The following is a 26,944-nucleotide window of genomic DNA, read 5'->3' on the forward strand; positions in this document are numbered from 1 at the left end:
CAGGGGGACCCGTTATGAACGACGAAGACAAGCTCCGCAGCTACCTCAAGCGCGCCACCGCCGACCTGCGCTCGACCCGGCAGCGGCTCCGCGAGGTGGAGGACCGGGCCCAGGAACCGGTGGCGATCGTCGGGATGGCCTGCCGGTATCCGGGTGGGATCGACAACCCGGAGCAGCTGTGGGATCTCATCGCCACGGGTGGCGACGCGATCGGACCGTTCCCGACCGACCGTGGGTGGGAACTGGACTCGATCTACGACCCGGATCCGGACTCGCCCGGCACCACGTACGCCCGCGACGGCGGGTTCCTCGCCGACGCCCCCGGCTTCGACGCCGCGTTCTTCGGGATCAGCCCGCGTGAGGCCACGGCGATGGACCCGCAGCAGCGGCTGCTGCTGGAGACTGCCTGGGAGACCATCGAGCGGGCCGGCATCGACCCGGCCAGCCTGCGCGGCAGCGCCACGGGGGTCTTCGCCGGGGTGATCTCGCAGGACTACCTGGCCCGGATGAGCGAGCCGGATCCCGACCTGGAGGGATACCTGGTCACCGGCAACTCGGGCAGCGTGGCCTCGGGGCGGATCGCGTACGTGCTGGGATTGGAAGGCCCGGCGGTCACGGTGGACACGGCGTGTTCGTCGTCGCTGGTGGCGATGCACCTGGCGGCGCAGGCGATCCGGGGCGGCGAGTGCGACATGGCGCTCGCGGGTGGCGCGACGATCCTCGCCCTGCCGCGCCCGTTCATCGAGTTCAGCCGGCAGCGGGGTCTGGCCCCGGACGGCCGGTGCAAGCCGTTCGCCGCCGCCGCCGACGGCACCGGCTGGGGCGAGGGCGTCGGCCTGCTCCTCCTCGAACGGCTCTCCACCGCACGCGAGCGCGGCCACCGGGTCCTCGCCGTCATCCGCGGCTCCGCCGTCAACCAGGACGGCGCCAGCAACGGCCTGACCGCCCCCAACGGGCCGTCCCAGGAACGCGTCATCCGGCAGGCCCTCACCAACGCGAGGCTGACCCCCGCGGACGTGGACGCCGTCGAGGCACACGGCACCGGCACCACCCTCGGCGACCCCATCGAAGCCCAGGCCCTCCTCGCCACCTACGGCCAACACCGCCGCGACGACCAGCCGCTGTGGCTCGGGTCAATCAAGTCGAACATCGGCCACACCCAGGCCGCCGCGGGGGTGGCCGGGGTGATCAAAATGGTCCTGTCGATGCGGCACGACCTGCTGCCCCGCTCCCTGCACATCGACGCGCCGAGCCCGCACGTCGACTGGGACAGCGGCAACGTTCGCCTTCTCGACCAGCCGGTCGACTGGCAGCGGAACGGACATCCGCGCCGGGCCGGAGTGTCCTCGTTCGGCGTCAGCGGCACCAACGCACACGTGATCATCGAAGAGGCCCCCACCGACGAACCAGCAAACAGCGGGCCGGAACACACCGTCTCGGACGCCACCCCGACCTCGACCGAGTCGGCCGACGAGGACAACGCGAACCTGACCGACCTGCCCGGTGGCGGCTGGGTGCCCTGGCTACTCTCCGCGAAGACCGAAACCACACTGCGGGAATACGCCCGCCGGCTACGCGACTGGGCCGCCGGCACAGACGGACTGGACCTGGTCGGTGTCGCCCACGCCCTCGCCGGACGCACCGCGTTCCCCCACCGGGCCGTGATCCTCGGCCGCACCGCCGACGAGATGCGCGAAGCCCTGACCGCACTGGTCGACGGCGCCGAACACGACAACCTCACCACCGGCCAAGCCCACGACAGCGGCAAAATCGCGTTCATCTACCCCGGCCAAGGCAGCCAATGGAAGGCCATGGCCCACCAGCTCTACCGCACCTCCCCCGTCTTCCGCGACAGCATCAACACCACCCACGCCACCCTGCGCCAACACGTCGACTGGTCACTGCTCGACGTCATCCTCGAAAAGCCCGACGCGGCCAGCCTGGACCGGGTCGACGTCGTCCAACCAGTCCTCTTCGCCGTCACCACCGCCCTCACCACACTGTGGCGACACCACGGCATCAACCCCCACGCCGTCATCGGCCACTCCCAAGGCGAAATCACCGCCGCCCACGCCACCGCAGCCCTCACCCTCGACCAGGCTGCCCGACTCATCGCCCACCGCGGGCAGGCACTCACCACCATCGAAGGCACCGGCGGCATGCTGGCGGTCACCGGCCCCACCCCCGAAGAACTACCCAACCTGCTCGCCCAACTGGTGCCCGACCATGCCGCAGAACTACACCTCGCGGCCCACAACGCCCCCACCAGCTGCGTACTCTCCGGCACCCCCGGCGCCATCCAAGCCGCCCACACCGCCCTGAGCGACCACGGCCTCACCGCCAAGGTCATCCCGGTCAGCTACGCCAGCCACTGCCCCCACATCGACCCCCTGCACGCGGAGCTCACCGGCGCCACCGTCAACCCACAAGGCAGCGACACCACCTTCTACAGCAGCACCCAACAGCAGGCCATCCCCAGCACCGACCTCACCACCGACTACTGGTGGCAGAACCTGCGCCAACCCGTCCACTTCCACCCGACACTGCAACACCTGATCGGCGACGACCACCGCACTCTCGTCGAGATCAGCCCGCACGCCCTGCTCGCCCCCACCATCGACAACGAGACCACCACCGTCTGCCACACCCTCCGCCGCAACGCCGACCCCTGGCACACCCTCCTCACCAACACCGCCCAACTGCACACCCACACCACCCACTCCATCGCCTGGACCAGGCTCGTCCCCCATACCGACCGGGCAGCCGTCATCCCGCCCACCTACCCCTTCCACCACCAGCGGTACTGGTCCACCGTCGCGCCGGCCGCCCACCCGCGCCGCCTCGGCCTGCAGGCCACCAGCCACCCCCTGCTGACCGCCACCATCACCACCGCCACGAGTGGCGAACACCTCTTCACCGGCCACCTCTCCAGCCGCGCCCACCCCTGGCTCGCCGACCACACCATCGCCGGCGCCGGCCTGCTGCCCGCCACCGCGCTGGTCGAGTTCGCCCTGCACGCGGGTGCCGTCGCCGGGTATCCGCTGCTGGAGGAACTGACCCTCGAAGCGCCGGTGCCGCTCACCGACGCCGCCGACGTCCAGGTCACCGTCGCCGGAAGCGACCAGCCGGGGCGGCGGACGGTCGCCGTCCACACCCGACCGGCCGACGAGCCGGACGCGCCGTGGACCACCCACGCCGCCGGGCTGCTCACCGGCGACGACGGCGAGTCCGCCCCGCCGGCGCTCGCCGCCTGGCCGCCCGCCGACGCGGAACCGATCGACCTGGACGGCGCCTACCCGCGGCTGGCCGAGGCGGGCTACCGGTTCGGGCCGGCGTTCCAGGGCCTACGCCGGGCCTGGCGCTCCGGCGACGACCTGTACGCCGAGGTCGCACTCCCCGAGCAGGTGGACGTGACCGGGTACGCCGTGCATCCCGCGCTGCTCGACGCGGCCCTGCACCCGGCGGTGCTGGCCGTCCTCGACGAGGACGCGGACACCGTCCGTCAGGCGTTCGCCTGGGAGCAGGTCCGCCTGTACGCGACAGGCGCGACGGCCCTCCGGGTACGCCTGACCCGCCAGTCACCGGAGCGGCTGGCACTGGCCGTCCACGACCTGGCCGGTGAACCGGTGCTGAGCGCGGCCGGGGTGTTGTCCCGGGCCGCCTCGGCAGAACGGATCGCCGCCGGAGCCGCCCGACCGGACCGGCTCTTCGGGCTGGAGTGGGTGCCCGTCCCGCCGACGGCCGCCGAGTCGACCGACTCCTGGGTGCTGGTCGGCGGAAACACCGCGCGGGTGTCCGGCGGGCTGCCGGGCGTACCCGTGGTCGCGGAGGTCGGGGACGCGGCGCGCGACGGCGCGACGGCGCCCGCGGTGCTCGTGCTGCCGCTGCCCTCCGGTGCCGACGGGGACGTGCCGGCTGCCGTGCACGAGCGGACCGGCCGGCTGCTCCGCGCGGTGCAGGAGTGGCTCGCCCGCGAGGAGCTGTCGGAGAGCCGCCTGGTCGTGGTCACCGGCGGCGCGGTCAGCACCGGGGCCGGGGAGCCGGTGACCGACCTGGCCGGCGCCGCCTGCTGGGGGCTGCTGCGCTCCGCCCAGACCGAACACCCCGACCGGATCATCGTGGTCGACACCGACCACAGCCCGGAGAGCGTCCGCGCGCTGGCCGCCGCCGTCGGCACCGCCACCCTGGGCGCGGAGCCGCAGCTCGCCCTGCGGGCCGGCGGGCTCCGCGCACCCCGGCTGACCCCGGCCGTGAGCGAGCCGGTCACGCCCGTTCCGCTCGACCCCGAGGGCACCGTGCTGGTCACCGGCGGCACCGGCACGCTCGGTCGGCTGACCGCCCGGCACCTGGTCACCCGGCACGGCATCCGCCACCTGCTGCTGGTCGGCCGGCGCGGCCCGGAGCACCCGGACGCCGCCGCCGTCGTACGGGAGCTGGCCGGTCTCGGCGCCGTGGTGACCGTCGCCGCCGGGGACCTCGGCGATCCGGCAGGGGTCCGCGATCTCCTCGCCGGCATCGACCCGGCGCACCCGCTGACCGCGGTCTTCCACGCGGCCGGGGTGACCGACGGCGGGCCGGTGGACCGGCTCACCGAGCGGCAGCTGCACGACGTGCTGGGGCCGAAGGTCGACGCCGCCTGGCAGCTGCACCGGCTCACCCGGGCGCACCTGGTGCTCTACTCCTCGATCGCCGGCAGCCTGAACACCAGCGGGGTGGCCAACTACGCCGCAGCGAACGCGTTCCTCGACGCCCTCGCCGGCCACCGGCGCGCGCAGGGTCTGCCCGCAACCGCCCTGGCCTGGGGCTACTGGGACGTCGAGACCGGAATGAGCGGGGCCATGTCGGACGCCGACCGGCGGCTGCTGGCCCGGGCCGGGCTCGCGGCGCTGCCCGTCGAGGAGGCGGTGCGGCTCCTGGACACCGCGCTGGCGACCGACCGGCCGGTGCTGGTGCCGGCCGGCATCGATCGGGCGGCCGTACGCGCCCGGGCCCGCGCCGGTGACCTGCCGGCCGTGCTGCGCGCGTTGGCCCCGGCCGGGCTCCGACAGGCCACGACGACCGCCCCGGCGGTGTCGCCGCTCGCCGGGCAGCTCGCGGAGCGCTCGGCGGACGACCAGCTGTCCTTCCTGGTCGACCTGGTCCGGACGCACGTCGGCGCGGTGCTCGGCCACGTCGACCCCGCCGGACTCGACGCGGGGCAGGACTTCAAGGGCCTGGGCTTCGACTCGATGACGGCGGTGCAGCTGCGCAACCGGCTCCGGACCGCCACCGGGCTACGGCTGCCCGCGACCCTCGTCTTCGACCACCCGACGATGCGGGCGGTGGCCACGCTGCTCCGGACGTTGCTGCTCGACCTGCCCACCGAGCAGCGGGCAGCGGCACCGGCGGTGACCGCCACGGCCGAACCGATCGCGATCATCGGGATGGCCTGCCGGTACCCGGGCGGCGTGACCTCCCCGGAGCAGCTGTGGCACCTGCTGGCCTCGGGCACCGACGCGGTCGGCGAGTTCCCCACCGATCGGGGTTGGGACCTGGCGACCCTCTACGACCCCGACCCGGACACCCCCGGCACCACGTACGCCCGGGAGGGCGGTTTCGTCCGGGACGCCGCCGAGTTCGATCCGGCCTTCTTCGGGATCAGCCCCCGGGAGGCGACGGCGATGGACCCGCAGCAGCGGCTGCTGCTGCAGGCGGCCTGGGAGAGCATCGAGCGGGCCGGCATCGACCCCACCACGCTGCGCGGCACCGCCACCGGCGTCTTCACCGGCCTCACCCACCAGGAGTACGTCGGTCGGCCCGGCGCCTCGGCCGATGCCGAGGGCTACCTGCTTACCGGGAGCACCACGAGCGTCGCCTCCGGCCGGGTGGCGTACACCCTGGGCCTGGAGGGGCCGGCGGTCACGGTGGACACCGCCTGCTCGTCATCACTGGTGGCACTGCACCTGGCCGCGCAGTCCCTGCGTAGCGGCGAGTGTGAACTGGCACTCGCGGGCGGCGTCACCGTGATGGCCAGCCCGACCGGGTTCATCGAGTTCGCCCGGCAGCGGGGGCTGGCCGCCGACGGCCGGTGCAAGCCGTTCGCCGCCGCGGCGGACGGCTTCGGGTTCTCCGAGGGTGTCGGCCTGATATTGCTGGAGCGGCTGTCGGTGGCGCAGGAGCGCGGTCACCGGGTCCTCGCGGTCATCCGCGGCTCGGCGGTGAACCAGGACGGGGCCAGCAACGGCCTGACCGCACCGAACGGGCCGTCCCAGGAACGCGTGATCCGCCAGGCCCTCACCAACGCCAGGTTGACGCCGGCGGACGTGGACGCCGTCGAGGCGCACGGCACCGGCACCGCCCTCGGCGACCCCATCGAGGCCCAGGCGCTGCTGGCCACCTACGGCCACGAACGGCGGGACGATCAGCCGCTCTGGCTGGGGTCGATCAAGTCGAACATCGGGCACGCGCAGGCCGCCGCCGGCGCCGCCGGCATCATCAAGATGGTCCTCGCCCTCCGCCACGATCTGCTGCCCCGCTCGCTGCACATCGACACCCCCACCCCGCACGTGGATTGGACCAGCGGCAACGTCCGCCTCCTCGACGAGCCCGTCGAGTGGCGGCGGAACGGCCACCCGCGCCGGGCCGGGGTGTCGTCGTTCGGCATCAGCGGCACGAACGCGCACGTGATCCTCGAGGAGGCGCCGCCGGTTGAGGCCGCCGCGCCGAGCGGCGACCCGTGGGACGGGTGGGCGTCGTGGACGTTGTCGGCGCGGACCGAGCGCGCGCTGCGTGACCAGGCGGCACACCTGCTCGACTGGCTGCGCGACGAGGAGGTCGCGCCGTCGGCGGTCGCCGGCGTGCTGGCTCGGCGCACCCGGTTCGCGCACCGGGCGGTGGTGACCGCCGCCAGCCGCACCGACTTCATCGCCGCCCTGACCGCCCTCGCCGGCAACGAACCACACCCGCACCTCACCACCACCGTCACCACCGACGACGGCGGGAAGGTCGCCTTCTGTTTCACCGGGCAGGGCAGCCAGTACCCGGGCATGGGCGCCGACCTCTACACCACCAACCCCACCTACCGCGAAGCGTTCGACCAGGCCTGCGAGGCACTGAACCCCCACCTGGACCACCACCTCCAAGACGTGGTGTTCGCCGAACCCGGCAGCGAACTCGCAGCACTGCTGGACAGCACCGCCTACACCCAACCGGCGTTGTTCGCCCTGCACGTGGCCCTACACCGGGTCGCCACCAGCGAGTGGGGGTTACGCGCCGACTACCTCACCGGACACTCCCTCGGCGAAATCAGCGCCGCACACCTCGCCGGAGTGCTGACCCTCGACCACGCCGCCCTCCTCGTCACCACCCGCGCCCGACTCATGAACAGCATCACCACCCCCGGCGCCATGATCGCCCTCCAAGCCACCCACAACGAAGCTGAACAACTGATCAACGGCCACGACGGCGTCGCCATCGCCGCCGTCAACACCCCACAGAACGTGGTCGTCAGCGGCGACCGGGCCGCGTGCGAACAACTCGCCACCCAGTGGCGGGAACAGGGACGCAAGGCCACCGCACTCCAGGTCAGCCACGCCTTCCACTCACCCCACATGACCACCATCGCCGACGAATTCCACACCGCCGCCGCCAGCCTCACCTACGCACCGCCCAACCTGCCCGTCATCAGCAACATCACCGGACAACTCGCCGATCAGCTCACCAACCCCGACTACTGGGTCCAACACATCCTCGCCCCCGTCCACTACGCCAACGGCATCACCACCCTCCACGACCAACACGGCGTACGGACGTTCCTCGAACTCGGACCGGACAGCACCCTCACCACCCTGCACACCCACACCCGGCCCGAGGCGCTCGCCGTTCACACCCTCCACAAGGACAAGCCGAACCAGCACACCCTGCTCACCGCCGCCGCCACCCTCAACGCCCGGCCCACCGGCATCCACCCCCACCTCGACCTGCCCACGTACCCGTTCCAGCGCACCCGCCACTGGCTGCCGACCACGGCGGACAGCGGACCGGTCCGCACCCCGGTCGAGCCGGCCGGCGGTCATCCCCTCCTCGGCACGCCGCTGGACGTGGCCGGGACCCCCGGACGCTGGTTCACCCGGACCGTGCTTCCCGAACGGCTCCGCTTCGTCGACCAGCACCGGCTGCTCGGCACGGCGGTGTTCCCGGCGACCGCGCTCGTCGAGTGGGCGCTCGCCACGGCCCGCGGGGACTCCCCCGAGCACCGATGGAGCATGGCGGGGATCACCTTCGACGAGTTCCTGCGCTGCGACGAGGGGACCACGCTCACCCTGCAGTCCTGCGTGGAGCCGGACGGGTCGGAGCGCCGGGTGCGCTGCTTCAGCCGGCCGGCGGACGGGCCGGCGACGCCGTGGACGCAGCACGTCAGCGTCGCCGCCGTACACGCCGGCACCTCGCCCACGCCACACCGGCTGCACCTGGCCGGCGTACGGGCCGGCATGGCGGACGAGGACCTCGACGGCTTCTACGACCGGCTCTGGCGGATCGGCGTCGAGTACGGGCCGGGCTACCGGGCGATGAAGCGGCTGCTGCGCTCCGGGAACGAGGCGCTGGCCCTCATCGAGGTGGACGAGACGGAACGCGACGGCGACGGGTGCCTGCTGCACCCGATGGTGCTCGATGCCTGCCTGCACGTGGGCGCGGCCTTCGGGGTCAGCGAGGACGACTTCTGGCTTCCCGCCGGCATCGACCGGATCGAGGTGTACGACCGGTTGCCCGGCCGGGTCTGGTGCCGGGCCCGGTCCCGGGGCGTACCGGAGGACGGCGAGCGGGCGATGGACCTCGACCTGGTCACCGCGCTGGGCGAGCCGGTGGCGAGGCTGACCGGCGTCCGGCTGCGTGCGCTGCCGCGTACCCTCGTCACCGGTCTGGCCGGGTCGCGGCTGCACCGTTACGACGTGACCTGGCACCCGCTGCCGGGCCGGCCGGCCCGCCGGGCCGAGATGAGCCCACGCGACACCTGGCTGGTCTGTGGCCGGGACGCCGGGGCTGTCGCGGACTGGCACGCCCAACTGCTCGGGCTCGGCTGCGCCGCCGCCTCGCTGGTGTTCGCCGACGGCGTCCAGGTGCCGGCGACCGCATCCCTCGCCGGCGCGACCGTGCGGGTGGATCCGGCCGACGACGTGGCCCTGGCCCGGTTGATCGACGCGGCTCGCGCCGAGGGCGTCAAGCTGCGCGGGCTGCTGCTCGGCCCGGACGGCGGCCCAGCCGCGGAGGACGACGTCGCCGCCTCGGCCTACCGGGCCGCAGGGGACGCGCTCTCAGTGCTCCGGCAGGTCCTTCGGGGGTACGGCCACGACGCGCCGGACGTGGTGTTCTGCACCACGGGCGCGGAGGCGCCGACCGTGGACGACGTGCCGGCGCCGGCGCAGGCGGTGCTCGGGGGGCTGGCCCGCGCCGTGGTGACCGAACACCCCGACCTGCGGTGCGTGCAGGTGGACCTCGACCCGGCCGGGTCGGAACCGGCGCTCTCCACGCTCCTCGACCGGGTCGCCGACGCCGACGGCGCCACCCACCTGGCAGTACGCGACGGCGCCTGGTACGAGGCACGGCTGCGGGAGCGTGAGCTGCCGAAGCCGGGGACGGGTCCGGCCCTCCGCGCCGACGCCGCGTACCTGGTCACCGGCGGCTTCGGCGGGCTGGGCCAGGTGGTGACCGGCTGGCTGGCCGACCGGGGCGCGACCAACCTCGTCCTGGCCGGGCGGCGGGTGCCGGCGGTCGAACCGCCGCTGTTGGCCGCGTTGCGCGAGCGCGGGATACGGCTGCACTACCTGGCCGTGGACGTCGCGGACGGCGACGCGCTGGACGACGCGCTGGCCGGGCTCGCCGGGGACCTGCCGCCGCTGGCCGGCGTGGTGCACGCGGCCGGTGTCGTCGACGACGCGGTCCTGGCCGAACAGGACTGGGACCGGTTCCGCCGGGTGCTGGACCCGAAGGTCCGCGGCGCTTGGCACCTGCACCGGGCGACGGAACGTCTCGACCTGGACTTCTTCGTGCTCTTCTCGGCCTTCGGCGCGACGGTCGGCTCCGCGGGGCAGGCCAACTACCTGGCCGCGAACGCCTTCCTGGACGGCCTGGCCCGGCACCGGCGCGCCCAGGGCCTGCCGGCGACCAGCGTCGGCTGGGGACCGTGGGCGGAGGTCGGCATGGCCGTCGACCAGAACGTGCTGGGCCGGCTGGCCGCGCTCGGCCTGGACGAGATCCCCATCGCCGAGGCCCTGTCGGCGCTGGGCACGTTCCTCGACCCGCCGACCGGGGAACTGGTCGAGCCGGTGGTGGGTGTGGCCCGGGTGGACTGGCGCCGCTCGATGACCGCGGCCGCCCGCTCCCGGCCGTACCGGCTGCTGGCGGACGTGACCCCGGCCGACCTCGCGGTGAGCACCGACGAGTCGTCCGCGCCGGACCTGGCCGTGCTCGCGGTCACGGATCCGGGGGCGGCCCGCGAGCTGCTGCTGGCCGGGCTGCTGGAGCGGGTGGCGTTGCTGCTCGGCCTCAGCGCCGCCGACCAGGACGCGATCCGGCCCACCTTCGCCGGGACCCGGCTGAACGAGCTGGGCCTGGACTCGCTGACCACGGTACGGCTGCGCCAGCGGCTGCTGGTCGACTACGCGGCCGACGTACCGCCGGCGGACCTGTTCGGCGGCGGCACGGCGGCGGACGTGGCGGAGCTGATCTGCCAGCAGCTGACGCTGCGCAGCGTCGTCGCCGCCGATGACGACGACTTCGACGACGAGGACGCCGAGGTGCTGATCCTGTGAGCGCGGACGGTCCGATCTGGAGGAAGGGTGTTGCGGTGAGCGGAGCTGACGAGGGGTCGGGCGGGGTCGCCTCCCTGGTGGCCGACCTGGCCCGGATCGACGTGCGGTTGAAGCTGGTCGGTGCCGACCAGCTGAGCGTGAGCGCCCCGAAGGGACGCCTCTCGCCGGCGCTGCGCGAGCGGATCGCCCGGCACCGGGCGGAGCTGATCGGCTGGCTGTCCCGTGACCGGGACGCCGCCGGCGGGGCGGTGGCCCTGCCGGAGATCACGCCTGACCCGGCGGTTCGCCACGAGCCATTCCCGCCGTCGGACATCCAGATGTCCTTCCTGGTGGGAAGCCGGGAGGGTCTGGAATACCACGTCCGGCCGCACCAGTACATGGAGGTGGACTTCCCGGAGCTGGACCCGGCCCGGTTCGAGCGGGCGCTCAACGCGGCGGCGCGGCGGCACCGGCACAGCCTGGTCGTGGTCCGCGAGGACATGATGCTGCAGACGGTCCGCGACCCGGAGCCGATCCCGGTGGAGGTGATCGACCTGCGGGACCGGGACGAAGCCGGGCAGCTGGCCGGCATCGAGCGGACCCGGGCCGCGATGCAGCGCCGGGAACTGCCGCTGGACCGCTGGCCCTGGCTGGACGTCCGGCTCTCGCTGCTGGCCGGTGGGCGGGTCCGGATGCACTGGAACAACAACAACTTCTTCAGCGACGCCCCCGGCACCGGCCGGTTCCTCAAGGACCTGCTGCACTACTACGCGCACCCGGACGAGCCGCTGCCCGAGCTGACCCTGAGCTACCGGGACTGTGTGCTCGCGCTGGCCGAGCTGGAGGAGTCGCCGCTGGGACAGGCCTCGAAGAAGTACTGGTGCGATCGGATGGCCGACTGGCCCACGGCGCCGGAACTGCCGCTGGCCCCCGGCTCGGACACCCGCCGCCGGTCCCGCCTGGAACGCCGGGAGCACGTGCTCTCGCCGGCACGGTGGGCGGCGTTCACCCGCCGGGCCGCCGAGCGCGGGTTGTCCCAGACCAACGCCCTCTGCGCCGTCTACGCCGAGGTGCTCGGCGCGTGGAGCGGATCCCGGCACTTCCTGATCAACAACATGAACACCCACCGGCTGCCGCTGCACCCACAGATCGGCGAGGTGATCGGCAACTTCTCCTCGTTGTATCCGCTCGAGGTGGACTGGCGGTCCGGCGGTCCGTTCCACGAGCGGGCACGCCGGTTGCAGGCCCAGGTGCTGGCGGACATGCAGCATGTCCACTGGAGCGGGGTCAAGGTCCTCCAGGCGGTCAACCAGCTCCGGCGCACCCCCGGCCGCGCGGTCTGCCCGTACGCGGTGGGCAGCGCGCTCTTCGTCGGGCAGACCGACCGGCCGGTGTACAGCCTGCTGGAGACCCCGCAGGTGCTGCTCGACTGCGAGTTCTGGGAGCAGCGCGACGGCAGCATGTGGACGGTCTGGGACGTGCTGGAGGCGATGTTCCCGCCCGGGCTCATGGACGACATGCTGGCCGGGTACGGGGCTGTGCTGGAGGCGCTGGCCGACGGCGACGAGGCCTGGGAGCGGGAGTCGTTCGACCTGCTCCCGGCCGCCGACCGGGAGCGTCGGGCCCAGCAGAACGCGGCCGGCCCGCCGGCGCCGCCGGGGCTGCTGCACGCCGCCCTGGCGGGGCGGGCCGCCGCGCAGCCGGCCCGGGCGGCGGTGATCGCCGGGGACACCACGCTCGGCTACGCCGAGCTGTACCTGCGAGCGGGCCGGCTCGCCGCGGCCCTGCGGGCGGCTGGCGTGGCGCCCGGCGACCTGGTCGCGGTGGCCGCCCGGAAGGACTGGCCACAGCTCGTCGCCGTGCACGCCGTGCTGCTGGCCGGCGCGGCGTACGTGCCGATCGACCCGGGCTGGCCGGCCGAGCGGATCGGCTACCTGCTCGCCGACACCGGCGCCACCGCCGTGGTCACCGGCGCGAACACGCGGGAGGCGCTCGCGGGCGCGGTGCCGGTGCCGCTGGTCGTGGTCGAGGAGGTGGTCGACGACGGGCCGGCGCTCGGGTACGCCCCGCTGCGCGAGCCGGGCGACCTGGCGTACGTGATCTACACGTCGGGCTCCACCGGCCGGCCGAAGGGCGCGATGCTGGACCACCGCGGACCGCTGAACACGGTGACCGACGTCAACACCCGCTACGGCGTCACCGAGCGGGACGTGCTCCTCGGCGTCTCCTCGCTCTGCTTCGACCTGTCGGTGTACGACGTCTTCGGCGCCGCCGCGGCCGGCGCCACCCTGGTCCTGCCGGACCCGACCCGGCACGACCCGGCCTCCTGGCTGGCGCTGGCCCGGGACCGGCAGGTGACCGTCTGGAACTCGGTGCCGGCCCTCATGCAGCTGCTCGTCGAGGAGGCCGAGACCACCGGGGTGCGCCTGCCCGACCTGCGGCTGGTGCTGCTCAGCGGGGACTGGATCCCGGTGACCCTGCCGGACCGGCTCCGGATGATCGCACCGAACGCCCGGGTGGTCAGCCTCGGCGGCGCGACCGAGGCGTCCATCTGGTCGATCGCCCATCCCGTCGAACGGGTCGACCCGGGCTGGGTGAGCATCCCGTACGGGCGGCCGCTGACCAAGCAGACCTGGCACGTGCTGGACGACCTGGGCCGGGACGCGCCGACCTGGGTGCCGGGGCACCTGTACATCGGCGGGGTCGGGCTGGCCATGGGCTACCTCAACGACGCGGAACGCAGCGCCGCCGCGTTCGTGTCGCATCCGGTCACCGGGGAACGGCTCTACCGCACCGGCGACCGCGGCCGGTACCTGCCCGACGGCACCATCGAGTTCCTCGGCCGGGCGGACTTCCAGATGAAGATCCAGGGCTTCCGGGTGGAGCCGGGCGAGGTGGAGCACGCGCTGCTGGAGCACCCGGACGTGGGTGGCGCGGCGGTGGTCGCCCGGGCCTCCGGGTCGGGGCGGCAGCTGGCCGCCTTCGTGGTGGGGCGGGACGGCCGGGACCGGCCCGACCCGGTCGAGGTACGCGACTTCCTCGCCGCCCGGCTGCCCGCCTACCTGGTGCCCAGTCACGTGGTGGTGCGCGACGGCCTGCCGCTGACCGGCAACGGCAAGGTGGACCGGCGGGAGCTGGAGACCGTCGACCTCGCCGACGGCGGCGGCGAACGCCGGCACGTGCCGCCGGGCACCCCGACCGAGGTGGCACTCGCCGAGATCTGGCGGGAGATCCTGTCGGTGGACCGGCTCGGGGTCGAGGACGACTTCTTCGACCTGGGCGGTCAGTCCTTCGCGGCGTTGCGGGTGGTCGGCCAGATCGCGCAGCGGCTGGGCCGGCGGGTGCCGCTGGGCGCGCTGCTGGAACGCCGGACCGTCGCCGGGCTGGCCCGCTGGCTGGACTCCGCGCCGGCCGACTGGTCACCCCTGGTACGGCTGACCGGCACAGCGGACGCCGGCACACCACCCTGGGTGCTGGTGCACCCGGCCGGCGGCGACGTGCTCTGCTATCGGGACCTCGCCGCCCGGCTCGACCGGGACTGCCTCGCCCTGCAGGCACCCGGGCCGGCGGTCGGCCGGGAGCCGGTGGCCGACCTCGGCGAACTGGCCCGGCTCTACCTGGCCGCGCTACGGCAGGAGCAGCCGCACGGCCCGTACCTGCTCGGCGGCTGGTCCTCCGGCGCGATCATCGCGACGGAACTGGCCCGCCAGTTGGCCGAGGCCGGCGAGCAGGTGCAGCACCTGATGGTGATCGACGCCCCGGCCCCGGTGGCGCCGCAGCGGTTGGACGACGCCGAAATTCCACTGTGGTTCGTGGAGGACCTCGACCGGGGCTTCGACCCCGGGTTGGTCACCCCGGAGCAGCTCCGGGAACTGGCCGAGCTGCCCGCCGGCGAGCGGCTGGACGGCGCGGCGCGGCTGGCGGCCAAGCAGGGCGTGCCGGTGGATGACCTGACCGGCGGCACACTCGCCGCCACGTACGCGGTCTTCGAGGCGGTGGTGCGGGCGTGCGCCGGCCACCACGTGGGCCGGATCGACGCGGACGTCACCGTGCTACGGGCCCGCGACGGCCGGGTCAGCGAGTTCGCCGACCACCCGTACGGCGACCGCGCCGACTGGGGTTGGGCCGAGTTGACCGGGGGCCGGCTGGCGGTCGCGGCGGTCCCCGGCACCCACCACACCGTGCTCACCGCCATCGGCGTGGAGCAGGTCGCCACGGCGCTGAACGAGGCCACCCGAACCTGACCCCGGGCCGCCCCGGCGGCCACCCGCGCAGCACCGGCGTGCCGACCGGCCCGCCGCCCCCGATCCACCGTGCGACCGGCGCCGGTGGCCGATCCACCCCGCCGAGGAGGACTCCGGTGGCCCGTCAGTGGAAAGTCCTGCTGGTCACGTCCGTCGCCGTGATGATGGCGCTGCTCGACGTGACGATCGTCAACGTGGCGATGCCCGCCCTGGGTGCCGCCTTCCCGGACAGCTCGCTGAACGACCTGTCCTGGGTGCTCAACGCGTACAACGTGGTCTTCGCCGCGGCGCTGATCCCGGCCGGACGGCTCGCCGACCGGTGGGGGCGGCGCCGGATCTTCCTCGCCGGGGTGGTGCTCTTCCTGGTGGGCTCGGCGGCCTGCGGGCTGGCCCCCGCGGCGGGCCTGCTGATCGCGGCGCGGTCCGTGCAGGCCCTCGGCGCGGCGGCCATCATGCCGACCTCGCTCGGCCTGCTGCTGCCCGAGTTCCCGGTGCAGCGCCGGGCCACCGCGATCGCGCTCTGGACCGCCACCGGCACGGTCGCCGGGGCCGCCGGCCCGTCCCTCGGCGGCGCGCTGGTGGCCTGGCAGGGCTGGCGTTGGGTGTTTCTGGTGAACCTGGTGATCGGGCTGCCCGGCCTGGTGGCGGCGGTCCGGGTGCTTCGGGAGACCCGCGACACCACGCCGGGGCCGTTCCCGGACGTGGTCGGGGCGCTGCTGCTCGGCGGCGGGGTCGGGGCGCTGGCCCTGGCGGTGATCCGGCTGCCCGACTGGGGAGCGACGTCGGCGGCGTTCGGCGGCACGCTCGCCGTCGGGGCCGCCCTGCTGGTCACCCTGGCGGTACGGTCGGGCCGGCACCCGGCGCCGATCATCGAGCCGGCGCTGGTGCGGATCCGCTCGTTCAGCGTCGCCAACCTCGGCTCCCTGGTCTTCGCCGCCGCGATGAACGCGCTGCTGCTGTGCAACGTGCTCTTCCTGACCCAGGTGTGGCGCTACGACAGCCTGACCACCGGCGGTGCGCTGACCGCCGGCCCGGTGACGGCCGCCGCGCTGGCCCCGCTGGTCGGCCGGCTCGGCGACCGGTTCGGCCCCCGGGCGGTGGCGCTGCCCGGCGGGTTGTTCTTCGGCACTGGGGCGTTGCTGTTGGCCCGCGCGCCCGGCGAGGCGAACTTCGTCGCCGACTTCCTGCCGGCGGCGGTGCTGATCGGGGCGGGGGCGGCCTTCAGCTTCCCCGGGTTCGGCCACGCGGCGTTCGCCGAGTTCCCCCGGACCCGCTTCGCCACCGGGGTGGCCATCGCGTCCTGCCTGCGGCAGGTCGGCGCGGTCCTCGGCGTCGCCGTCCTGATCACCGTCCTGGCCGACGGCAGCGACACCTCACTGGCCGTGTTCCACCGCGCCTACCAGGTGATCGCCGCGGGCGGGCTGCTCGCCGCCGGGGTGGCGCTCACCCTCGGCCGGGTACGGGCGCGGGACGTGGCGCACGTGCCGGCGGCCGGCCCGGCACCGAGGCCGGCCGGCGACACGGTTGCTGGGCCGACCACGGGCCGGTAGCCGGGCGAACTTGCGGGGCTGCTGCCGGCGACGGCAGCAGCCCCGCTTTCGATCAGGAATCAAGAAGCGCAGGTCACGGAGCCGCAAATAGCCTGATCGCCGTGGACATCACCGGTCACGCGGCCTGCTCGGGCCGGCGTGGCACGACGAGCGTGGGGGGTCAACTGTGACACCAGAACTCAAGACCGTGATCTTCCCGGTGCGGGACCTCGGCCAGGCGAAGGCGGTGTACGGGGCGCTGCTGGGTGTGCCGCCGTACACCGACGAGGCGTACTACGTCGGGTTCCGGGTCGGCGACCAGGAGCTCGGCCTCGACCCGAACGGGCACCGGCAGGGCATGACCGGGGCGGTCGGCTACTGGGAGGTCGCCGACATCGCCGCCACCATCGAGGCGGTGACCGAGGCGGGCGGCACGCTGCAGGGCGAGGTCCGGGACGTCGGCGGCGGCATGCTGATCGCCACCGTCCGGGATGCCGACGGCAACGGCTTCGGGCTGCGGCAGACACCCTGAGCCGGCTTTGGCGACGGCCCGGCCGGCCAGTGGCCGGGCCGGGTGTGTCACCCCGGCCGCCAGCCAGCCGGACCGCGTACCGTTGCCGCGACGACGCCGACGGAGACAACCAGACGTACCGGGCGAAGCCGCTCAAATCGCGGCAGGCGACGCCCGACGGAGACCCCGACGGCGGCCCCCGCCTGACAGATGGAGAAACGATGAGCATGGCCACGAGGACGGAGCGGCGGTCGCCCGCGCCCCACGTTGCCGACAGCCATGATCTGATCCGCGTGCACGGCGCGCGCGAGAACAATCTCAAGGACGTCAGCATCGAGATCCCGAAGCGCCGGCTGACGGTGTTCACCGGCGTGTCCGGCTCGGGCAAGAGTTCGCTGGTGTTCGACACGATCGCCGCGGAGTCGCAGCGGATGATCAACGAGACGTACAGCGCCTTCGTGCAGGGGTTCATGCCGACGTTGGCGCGGCCCGACGTCGACGTGCTCGACGGGCTGACGACCGCGATCATCGTCAACCAGGAGCGGATGGGTTCCGACCCGCGCTCCACGGTCGGCACCGCCACCGACGCCAACGCGATGCTGCGCATCCTGTTCAGCCGGCTCGGGCAGCCGCACATCGGCTCACCGCAGGCGTTCTCCTTCAACGTCGCCTCGATCAGTGGCGCCGGCGCGGTCACCATCGAGCGCGGGGGCCAGACGATGAAGGAGCGGCGCTCGTTCAGCATCCTCGGCGGCATGTGTCCGCGCTGCGAGGGCCGCGGTTCGGTCACCGACATCGACCTGACCCAACTGTACGACGCGAGCAAGTCGCTCAACGAGGACGCGCTCATGATCCCCGGCTACAAGCCGGGCGGGTGGAACTACCGGCTCTACAGCGAGTCGGGCTTCGTGGACCCGGACAAGCCGATCGGCAGGTACACGAAGCGGGAACTGAACGACTTCCTTTACCGCGAGCCGACCCGGATGAAGATCGCCGGCATCAACATGACCTACGAGGGGCTGATCCCCCGGGTGCAGAAGTCGATGCTGTCGAAGGACAAGGAGGCGATGCAGCCGCACATCCGGGCCTTCGTGGAGCGTGCGGTCACCTTCACCACCTGCCCCGACTGCGGCGGCACCCGGCTGAACGAGATGGCCCGGTCTTCGAAGATCGCGGGGATCAGCATCGCCGACGCGTGTGCGATGCAGATCAGCGATCTGGCCGAATGGGTTCGTGGCCTCGACGAACCGTCGGTCGCGCCGTTGGTCGAATCGCTGCGCGACACGCTCGACTCCTTCGTCGAGATCGGGCTCGGCTACCTGAGCCTCGACCGGCCGTCCGGCACCCTCTCCGGTGGTGAGGCCCAGCGCACCAAGATGATCCGCCACCTCGGATCGTCGCTCACCGACGTCACCTACGTCTTCGACGAGCCGACCATCGGCCTGCACCCGCACGACATCCAGCGGATGAACAACCTGCTGCTGCAACTGCGCGACAAGGGCAACACCGTGCTCGTCGTGGAGCACAAACCGGAGGCGATCGCGATCGCGGACCACGTCGTCGACCTCGGCCCACGCGCCGGCACCGAGGGCGGCGAGGTGGTGTTCGAGGGCACCGTCGAGGGACTACGGAAGAGCGACACCCTCACCGGGCGGCACCTGGACGACCGGATCTCGGTGAAGCCGTCGGTGCGGAAGGCGGCCGGGGCGCTGCAGGTGCGCGGCGCCGACGCGCACAACCTTCAGGGCGTCGACGTCGACATCCCGCTCGGCGTGCTCGTGGTGGTCACCGGCGTCGCCGGGTCGGGCAAGAGCTCGCTGATCCACGGCTCGGTGTCCGGGCGGGACGGCGTGGTGGCGGTCGACCAGGCACCGATCCGCGGTTCGCGGCGCAGCAACCCGGCGACGTACACCGGGCTGCTCGAACCGATCCGCAAGGCGTTCGCGAAGGCCAACGGCGTGAAGCCGGCGCTGTTCAGCGCCAACTCCGAGGGTGCCTGCCCGAACTGCAACGGTGCCGGCGTCATCTACACCGACCTGGCGATGATGGCCGGCGTGGCCGTCACCTGCGAGGAGTGCGAGGGGAAGCGATTCCAGGCCGAGGTGCTGAAGTACAAGCTCGGCGGCAGGGACATCAGCGAGGTGCTGGCCATGCCGGTGACCGAGGCCGAGGAGTTCTTCGCGGCGGGCGAGGCGCGCATCCCGGCCGCGCACGCCATCATCAGTCGGCTCGCCGATGTCGGCCTTGGATATCTCACCCTCGGCCAGCCGCTCACCACGCTCTCCGGCGGCGAGCGGCAGCGACTCAAGCTGGCGACCCACATGGGGGAGAAGGGCGGCGTGTACGTGCTCGACGAGCCGACCACCGGCCTGCACCTCGCCGACGTCGAGCACCTGCTCGGGCTCCTCGACCGGCTGGTCGACGCCGGCAAGTCGGTCATCGTCATCGAGCACCACCAGGCGGTCATGGCGCACGCCGACTGGATCATCGATCTCGGTCCCGGCGCCGGCCACGACGGCGGCCGGATCGTCTTCGAGGGCACGCCCGCCGACCTCGTCGCCGCCCGCTCGACCCTCACCGGCGAGCACCTGGCGGCCTACGTCAGCACCAGCTGACCGAGGCTCGCCGGCATCGCACGGATCCACGCGCTCGCCGGCATCGTCACCCATCACCGCCTCGGACGGCCGGCGGCCGCCCCGACCGGGTGCCTGGGCACCTCGGTCGTGGCGGCCGTCGTGGTGTTCGTCGTGGATCGTCAGGCCGCCTCGGCGACGATGAGGGAGAAGGTGGCGACGTTGTCGGCCGGGTTGGCGTCCGGGTGCTGGCTCCGCTGCCAGGCCGTCACCTCGACGCCGACTTCGCCCAGGTCACCGAGCGGGGTGTCCGAAGGAGCGGAGAAGTACAGGTCGAACGTTCGCGCCTCGCCCTGCATGAGCGGCGCACCCGGCACGCACTCGTGGCCGCACTCCTGCGACCACGGCCAGCCGAAGCTCGGGGGCAGGTTTCGGCCCGAGATCGACACCCACAGGTGCGGGGCGTCGCTGTGGTAGCTGACGGTCACCGGGAGCCGGCCCTCGAACCAGCCGTCCGGCTGCCGGACCATCGTGAGGTCCCCGGCGACGGTCACCGCGACGTCCGGCTGCGTGTCCTGCACGTACGGCCGCGGGTTGGCGAGCGTACCGGTGGTGGAGCGGAACTTGGTGGCGAACTTCTTGTCGGTGACGAGGGTGCCACCGACCTTGACGGCGACCTCGCCCTTCCCGGCCTTCATGGCGTACGGTCGGACGTTGGTCAGCACCTGGAAGTCGATCGTGAAGATGCGCTGCTCCCCCGGGGCCAGCGCGCCACCCGGGACATCGCACTCGACCCTGGTGCGACCGTCCGGCAGCAGCTCGCCGCCGCTGTAGCAGCTGACCCCCCATTCCGCGTTCTGGTAGGAGCCGGCGATCGGTTCGGTGATCACGTAGGTGGCCCGGCCCGGCTCGGTGCCCCGGTAGGTCAGGTCGACCCGGAGCGAACCGCGGTATCCACGGTCGGTCGGTTCGAGGATCAACTGGTCGGCGACGGTGGCGGTCGACCTGCTCGGCGCGGCCTGGGCGGGCGGCGCGACGAGCGCGAGCGCGCCGGCCAGGCCGAGCACGCCGACCAGCACAGTGGACAGTCTGATGCGCATGCGAAATCCCCCGATTTCTTGGATCGCGACGGCCGCTTCCCGGCCGTGCTGAGAATCAGGATGCCATCCGCACCGGCCCCCTGCCGCCCTCGCGAGTGCCCCACAGCTGTCGCATTCTCCACTGCAACCTAATCGGCATCGTGGAATCCCGGCTGGAAACGTGGGCGCGCCCTGCCGATCTCGGCCCAGATCCGGCCGCCCCTGGGATCCACGCCGGCCACCCCCTCGAACATGCGGTGCGGATCCGCGACGCCCACAAGCGACTGCCGGAGGTCCGATCGGAGCGGCTCGCCTCACAGGTCACGGAACCAGGCCGTCCGCCAGGCCGTGTGCAGCGCGGTGACCAGCGCGCCGCCCAGGTCGGCGGCGGCTCGCCCGCCGGCCGGTGCGGTGAGTCCGGCCGCCACGGCCGCCAACTCGGTCCAGGTCGGCTCCGGCGGGGCGACCCGGACCAGGTGGCCGTCCCGGGCCGCCCAGGCGCGTACGGCCGCGCGTCGCACCGTCTCCGCTCCGGCGACGAGCACGTGCAGGCGTGCGCCGGGCCGGCGCTCGGTGACCATCGCGAGGAAGTCGGCCAGGGCCGACGGCGATCCCGACGGCAGGTCACCCGCTCCGCCGGTGGGCGGCGGCCGGTCCGTACCGCCGCCGGCCGCACCGTCACTACCGTCGGCCGCGCCGCCGCCGGCATCCCCTGCGGTGAGCACGAGCAGGCAGTCCCGGTAGTCGCAGTGCAGCCCGACGAGTTGCGCGTCGGCCAGCGCCAGGTCGGGCAGGCCGGGCAGGCGGAACGCGGCCGGTTCGGCCGGGCGCAGCCCCCACCGCCGCCAGATCCGGGCCACCGTGCCGTTGGACAGGCCGAGGTCGACGCCGAGGGCCCGACTGGACCAGGTGTCGCCGGTGGGCGGGACGGCGGTCAGCGTACGCAGCACCACGTCGGCCTCCTGTACCCGTGGCCGGCGGCCGGGGCGTACCCGGTCCCGCAGGCCCGGCACGCCCTCCTCGGTGTAGCGGCGCAGCCAGGTCGCCACGGTGGGCCGGGTGGTGGCCAGCCGGCGGGCCGTCTCCGCGTCCGACAGGCCGGCGTCCGCGGCCAGCACGATGGCGGCCCGCAGCGGCTCGCCGCCACGACGGTGACCCCGGGAGAGCCGGACGAGGAGCTCCCGGTCCTCCGGTGAAATGGCGAACGACCGCCCCCGGGTTGGTCGCCCCATCAGTCCAACCCCCGGAACATATTGGATGCACCGACAGTGGACAATATGCACGCGCTATTTGGACGGTCAATCGAGTACGCGCCGATAGGGGGAATCCGAACTGCTCGGCCGCCGCGATAAGGGGCGTACACGCGGGCCGTAGGGGTTCTTTCACCCCTGCGTGACGGCGGTGTCCCGGTACCCCGGAAACACACCCCGGAAATTGATGTGTCGTAAATATCTTTACGCTTTCCGTATAGCCCCGTCAGCACCGAGCGTCGCACCATGGTGACACCTGCTGGGCACTTCTGAGGAGTCCGCATGTACGACGCGATCGTCGTCGGTGCGCGCTGCGCCGGTGCCACCACCGCGATGCTGCTGGCACGCGCCGGCCACCGCGTGTTGCTGCTGGACCGGGCGAGCTTTCCCAGCGACACGATGTCCACCCACTACGTGCACCCGCCGACCATCTCCAGGCTGGCCGGGTGGGGCCTGCTTGACGCGCTGCGAGAGAGCAACTGCCCGCCGCTGCGGGTGTCCCGGTGGCAGCTCGCCGGGGTTCCGGTCACCGGCTGCGCGCCGGCCATCGGCGCCGCCCGAGCCGGCTTCGGGCCGCGCCGGTTCGTCCTCGACACCCTGCTGGTCCGGGCGGCCGAGGCGGCCGGCGCCGAGCTGCGCGAGGAGTGCACCGTCACCGACCTGCTCTGGGACGGCGACCGGGTGGTCGGGATCCGGGCCCGGGGGCCGCACGGCGAGTTCACCGAGCGGGCCCGGGTGGTGATCGGCGCGGACGGGCTGGACTCGGTGGTGGCCAAGAAGGTGCAGGCACCGAAGTACGAGGCGGTGCCCTCGCTGTGCTGCGTCTACTACACCTACTGGAGCGGGTTCACCGCCGACTACGAGGTCTTCGTCGACCACCGGCGGCTGGTCGGGGCGGTGCCGACCAACAACGACCTGGTGATGGTCGTCGTGCAGGCGCCGCGCGAGGAGTTCGACGAGGTCCGCAAGGACATCGAGGGGTCGTACTTCCGCTCCCTGGCCCTCGCGGCGCCGAGCGTGCTGGAACGGGTCCGGGCCGGCCGGCGCGAGGAGCGCTTCGTCGGCACCGGCCGGCTGCCGAACTTCTTCCGTCGTGGCAGCGGGCCGGGCTGGGCCCTGGTCGGCGACGCCGGCTACCACAAGGACTCGATCGGGGCCATGGGGATCAGCGACGCCATCGGGCACGCCGCGCTGCTGACCGAGCACCTGCATCCGGCGCTGGCCGGCGAGCGGCCGGTGGACCGGGCGCTGATCGACTACACGGTGCAGCGCGACCGGGAGTCGCTGCCGTTGTACCACTTCAACCTGCAGGCGGCGCGGTTGCGCCCGACCGACGAACTGCTCGACGTGCTCCGGTCGATCGAAGGACACCAGGAGCAGATGGACCGCTTCTTCGGCTTCATCGCCGGCATGTACAGCTGGACGGAGTTCGTCGACGGGGTGGCCGCGGCCCTGGGCACCCCAGTCGGTGCCCGGGCGGCCGGATGACCGGACGGCACCGCCCGGGTGTCGCCGCCGGCGCCCCTCCCCCCGCCCCCGACCGACCCCGCCGGGTGAGCACCCCGGCCCCCGACACCCGGCAGGAGAGATCATGACGGCGCCCGACCTACTGTCCGAACTGCACCGGCGCGGCGTACGGCTGCGCCTCGTCGACGACCGGCTGGACGTCCGGGCCGCCGCCGGCGCGCTCACCCCGCAACTGCGGGAGGAGTTGCGGGAACACCGGGACGCGCTGATCGCGTTGCTCCGCCGGATGACCGACGGGGAGTCGCCGCCGGAGATCCTGCCCCGCCCGGAGCAGCGGTACGAACCGTTCCCGCTGACCGACATCCAGCACGCCTACTGGGTGGGGCGCAACCCGGCGCTGCAACTCGGCGGCGTCGCCACGCACTACTACTTCGAGCTGGACGGGCTCGACCTCGACCCGACCCGGCTGGCGGCGAGCCTGCACAAGGTGATCGACCGGCACGACATGCTGCGCGCGGTGGTCGACCCGGACGGGCGGCAGCGGATCCTGGCCGACGTGCCGCCGTACGACCTGCCGGTCGCCGACCTGCGCGCCTTCCCCGACTACGAACGCCGGGCCGCGCTGACCAAGACCCGGGCCGAGATGGGGCACCAACTGCTGCCGCCGGAGCACTGGCCGCTGTTCGACATCCGCGCCTCGCTCCTCGACGAGCGGCGGGTCCGGCTGCACATCAGCATCAACGTGCTCATCATGGACGCGTTCAGCCTGCAACTGCTGTTCGGGGACTGGCGGCGGTTCTACACCGAACCGGACTGGACGCCCGAGCCGCTGGCACTGTCCTACCGGGACTACGTGCTGGCCGAGGAGGCGGCCCGGGACGGTCGCGAGTACCGCGCCGCCGAGGCGTACTGGCGGGACCGGGTGGACAGCCTGCCGCCCGCGCCGGCCCTGCCGCTGCGCGCCGGGGCGGGGGCCGGCGCCCCGGGGGCGGCACCCGTGGAGTTCGTCCGGCGCAGCGCCCGGCTGCCCCGCCCGCTCTGGGACGCGCTCAAGCGCACCGCCCAGCGGTACGGGGTCACCCCGTCGGTCGCCGTCATGTCGGCGTACGCGGAGATCCTGCGCGCCTGGTCGCGGCAGGCCGACTTCACCCTCAACCTCAGCCTGTTCAACCGGCGGCCCCTGCACCCGCAGATCGGCGACGTGATCGGCGACTTCACCTCGGTCACCCTGCTCGCCGCCAGCGCCGAACCGGGCGAGTCGTTCGCCGACCGGGCCCGCCGGCTCAACCTCCAGCTCGTCCGGGACCTCGAACACTCCGCCTTCAGCGGGGTACGGGTGCTGCGGGAACGGTCCCGGCGGCTCGGCGGCGGGCCGGGCGCCGCGATGCCGGTGGTCTTCACCAGCGCCCTGGTGCTGGGCGACCGGGAGAACCGGCCGCCGGACTCCCGCTTCTTCGGCGAGTTCGGCTACGGCATCAGCCAGACCCCCCAGGTCTGGCTGGACCACCAGGTGACCGAGGAGAGCGGCGACCTGTGCCTGGACTGGGACGCGGTGGAGGCGCTCTTCCCGGCCGGTCTGCTCGACGACATGTTCGGCAGCTACCAGGCCCTGCTGCGCCGGCTCGCCGAGGACGAGACGAGCTGGGCGGCGGTGGACGCCCCGGTGCCGTTGCCGGCGCACCAGCTGGAGCAGCGGCGGCGGGTCAACGACACGGTCGCGGAGCTTCCCGCGCGTACCCTGTGCGAGCTGGTCGAGGAGCGCGCGGCCGCGCAGCCCGGCGCGGTCGCGGTGATCGCGGCGGACGGCGAACTCAGCCACGGTGAGGTGGTCGACCGGGCCCGCCGGCTGGCGGTCCGGCTGCGCGACCTCGGCGCGAGCACCGGCGAGCTGGTGGCGGTGGTGACGGACCGCTGCGCCGCCCAGGTGCCCGCCGTGCTGGGGGTGACCCGCGCCGGCGCCGCGTACCTGCCGATCGAGCCGGCCTGGCCGGCCGCCCGCCGCGCCGACCTGATCGAGCAGGGTCGGGTGCGGATCGTGGTCACCACCCCACGACTGCGCGACGAGCTGGACTGGCCGGCCGGGCTGCGCCTGGTCACCCTCGACGATCCCGAGGTGCGGGCGGCCGATCCGGCCGGCGTGGGGCCGGGCCCGGCCCCGGGCGACCTGGCGTACGTCATCTTCACCTCCGGCTCCACCGGCCGGCCGAAGGGCGTGATGATCGACCACCGGGCCGCGGCGAACACGGTGCAGGACGTGAACGCCCGCTTCGGCGTCACCCCGGCGGACCGGGTGCTGGCGTTGTCGGCGTTGAGCTTCGACCTGTCGGTCTACGACGCGTTCGGGGCGCTCGCCGCGGGGGCCGCGATCGTGCTGCCCGCGCCCGGGCGGGCCGCCGACCCGGAGCACTGGAGCGAGTTGGTACGCCGGCACCGGGTGTCGGTGTGGAACTCGGTGCCCGCGCTCATGCAGGCCTGGACGGACGCGCCGGCCGCGTTCGCCGACCCGGCGGACTCGCCGCTGCGGGTGGTGCTGCTCAGCGGCGACTGGATCCCGGTGCGGCTGCCGGACGCGGTGCGGGCCCGCCACGCCCGGGCCGCGGTGCACAGCCTGGGCGGTGCCACGGAGGCGTCGATCTGGTCGGTGCACCATCCGATCGGGGTGGTCGGCACGGACTGGACGAGCATCCCCTACGGGCGCCCGATGGCGAATCAGACCATGCACGTCTACAACGACGGGCTGGCGCCCTGCCCGGTGTGGACCCCCGGCGAGCTCTACATCGGCGGGGTGGGCGTGGCGCTGGGCTACTGGGCCGACCCGGTACGCACCGAGGAACGTTTCGTGTGGCACCCGGTGACCGGCGAACGCCTCTACCGCACCGGCGACCTCGGCCGATATCTGCCGGACGGCACCATCGAGTTCCTCGGCCGCAACGACGACCAGGTGAAACTGAACGGCTTCCGGATCGAGCTGGGTGAGATCACCGCGACACTGAGCCGGCAGCCGGGGGTGACCGAGGCGGTGACCGTGGTGGACACGAACCCGGGCACCGGCCGCCGCCAGCTCGTCGGGTACGTGGTGCCGGCCGACCCGGCCACGCCGCCGGCCGCCGAGGCACTGCGCGCGGGGCTGGCCCAGGTGCTGCCCGACTACATGGTTCCGCACCACTACCCGGTGCTGGACCGGATACCGCTGAGCGCGAACGGCAAGGTGGACCGGGCGGCCCTGCCGTCGCCCTGGGAGTCGCTGTCCCCGGCGGGGCATCGGCTGCCCGCCGACGAGGTGGAGCGGACCGTCCACGAGATCTGGCGCGAGACGCTGGGTCGCGACGACTTCGGGGTGGACGAGAACTTCTTCGAGCTGGGCGCCGACTCACTGCACGCGGTACGCATCCTGGGCCGGCTGCGCGAGGAGTTCGGCATCGAGCCGGACGCCGACGAGGGCCTGCCGATGCTCTTCGACAGCCCGACCGTGGCCGAACTGGCCGAGACGGTGCGGAGCATGCTCCGGGAGCGGCAGTGAACGCG

Annotated in this window: 9 protein-coding genes; 7 read left to right on the forward strand and 2 right to left on the reverse strand. The window is 73.4% G+C overall.

Annotated features, from left to right (window positions below; all coding sequences use genetic code 11):
- Positions 1-14: 14 nt before the first annotated feature.
- The 5 genes from ACIRG9_RS04880 to ACIRG9_RS04900 all read left to right on the forward strand — a co-directional run bounded on the left by ACIRG9_RS04880 (position 15) and on the right by ACIRG9_RS04900 (position 19,665).
- Positions 15-10,787: an SDR family NAD(P)-dependent oxidoreductase gene (locus ACIRG9_RS04880; RefSeq protein WP_402850309.1), complete on the forward strand. Its 10,773-nt coding sequence runs from the start codon at positions 15-17 to the stop codon at positions 10,785-10,787.
- A gap of 35 nt (positions 10,788-10,822) precedes the next feature.
- A complete protein-coding gene (locus ACIRG9_RS04885) occupies positions 10,823-15,010 on the forward strand; it encodes an amino acid adenylation domain-containing protein (RefSeq protein WP_402850311.1) in 4,188 nt (1,395 codons plus the stop codon).
- A gap of 116 nt (positions 15,011-15,126) precedes the next feature.
- The gene (locus ACIRG9_RS04890) at positions 15,127-16,560 is read left to right on the forward strand and encodes an MFS transporter (RefSeq protein WP_402850314.1); all 1,434 of its coding nucleotides are present in this window, start codon (positions 15,127-15,129) and stop codon (positions 16,558-16,560) included.
- A gap of 166 nt (positions 16,561-16,726) precedes the next feature.
- Complete coding sequence (locus ACIRG9_RS04895) at positions 16,727-17,071, forward strand: VOC family protein (protein ID WP_402850317.1); 345 nt, start codon at positions 16,727-16,729, stop codon at positions 17,069-17,071.
- A 206-nt stretch (positions 17,072-17,277) separates the two neighbouring features.
- Positions 17,278-19,665 (forward strand): ATP-binding cassette domain-containing protein, encoded by a 2,388-nt coding sequence (locus ACIRG9_RS04900; protein WP_402850320.1) that lies wholly within the window; start codon positions 17,278-17,280, stop codon positions 19,663-19,665.
- A 140-nt stretch (positions 19,666-19,805) separates the two neighbouring features.
- On the opposite strand, the gene ACIRG9_RS04905 is transcribed toward ACIRG9_RS04900, so the two are convergent.
- Complete coding sequence (locus tag ACIRG9_RS04905; protein WP_402850322.1) at positions 19,806-20,723, reverse strand: hypothetical protein; 918 nt, start codon at positions 20,721-20,723, stop codon at positions 19,806-19,808.
- A 293-nt stretch (positions 20,724-21,016) separates the two neighbouring features.
- The gene (locus tag ACIRG9_RS04910; protein ID WP_402850325.1) at positions 21,017-21,934 is read right to left on the reverse strand and encodes a helix-turn-helix domain-containing protein; all 918 of its coding nucleotides are present in this window, start codon (positions 21,932-21,934) and stop codon (positions 21,017-21,019) included.
- Positions 21,935-22,234: 300 nt separating this feature from the next.
- On the opposite strand from ACIRG9_RS04910, the gene ACIRG9_RS04915 reads away from it, so the two are divergent.
- Positions 22,235-23,440, forward strand: coding sequence for an NAD(P)/FAD-dependent oxidoreductase (locus ACIRG9_RS04915; RefSeq protein ID WP_402850328.1), 1,206 nt, complete (start codon positions 22,235-22,237; stop codon positions 23,438-23,440).
- Positions 23,441-23,543: 103 nt separating this feature from the next.
- Positions 23,544-26,939: an amino acid adenylation domain-containing protein gene (locus ACIRG9_RS04920; protein WP_402850331.1), complete on the forward strand. Its 3,396-nt coding sequence runs from the start codon at positions 23,544-23,546 to the stop codon at positions 26,937-26,939.
- The last annotated feature ends 5 nt before the right edge of the window (positions 26,940-26,944 follow it).

This window comes from Micromonospora sp. NPDC093277 (assembly GCF_044765245.1).
Taxonomy (GTDB): Bacteria; Actinomycetota; Actinomycetes; order Mycobacteriales; family Micromonosporaceae; genus Micromonospora.

What these genes read in the sequence shown, in the direction of transcription:
- ACIRG9_RS04880 (WP_402850309.1), top strand. Translation starts at nt 15, where the DNA reads ATGAACGACGAAGACAAGCTCCGCAGCTACCTCAAGCGCGCCACCGCC.
- ACIRG9_RS04900 (WP_402850320.1), top strand. Translation starts at nt 17,278, where the DNA reads ATGGCCACGAGGACGGAGCGGCGGTCGCCCGCGCCCCACGTTGCCGAC.
- ACIRG9_RS04905 (WP_402850322.1), bottom strand. Translation starts at nt 20,723, where the DNA reads ATGCGCATCAGACTGTCCACTGTGCTGGTCGGCGTGCTCGGCCTGGCC.
- ACIRG9_RS04910 (WP_402850325.1), bottom strand. Translation starts at nt 21,934, where the DNA reads ATGGGGCGACCAACCCGGGGGCGGTCGTTCGCCATTTCACCGGAGGAC.
- ACIRG9_RS04915 (WP_402850328.1), top strand. Translation starts at nt 22,235, where the DNA reads ATGTACGACGCGATCGTCGTCGGTGCGCGCTGCGCCGGTGCCACCACC.
- ACIRG9_RS04920 (WP_402850331.1), top strand. Translation starts at nt 23,544, where the DNA reads ATGACGGCGCCCGACCTACTGTCCGAACTGCACCGGCGCGGCGTACGG.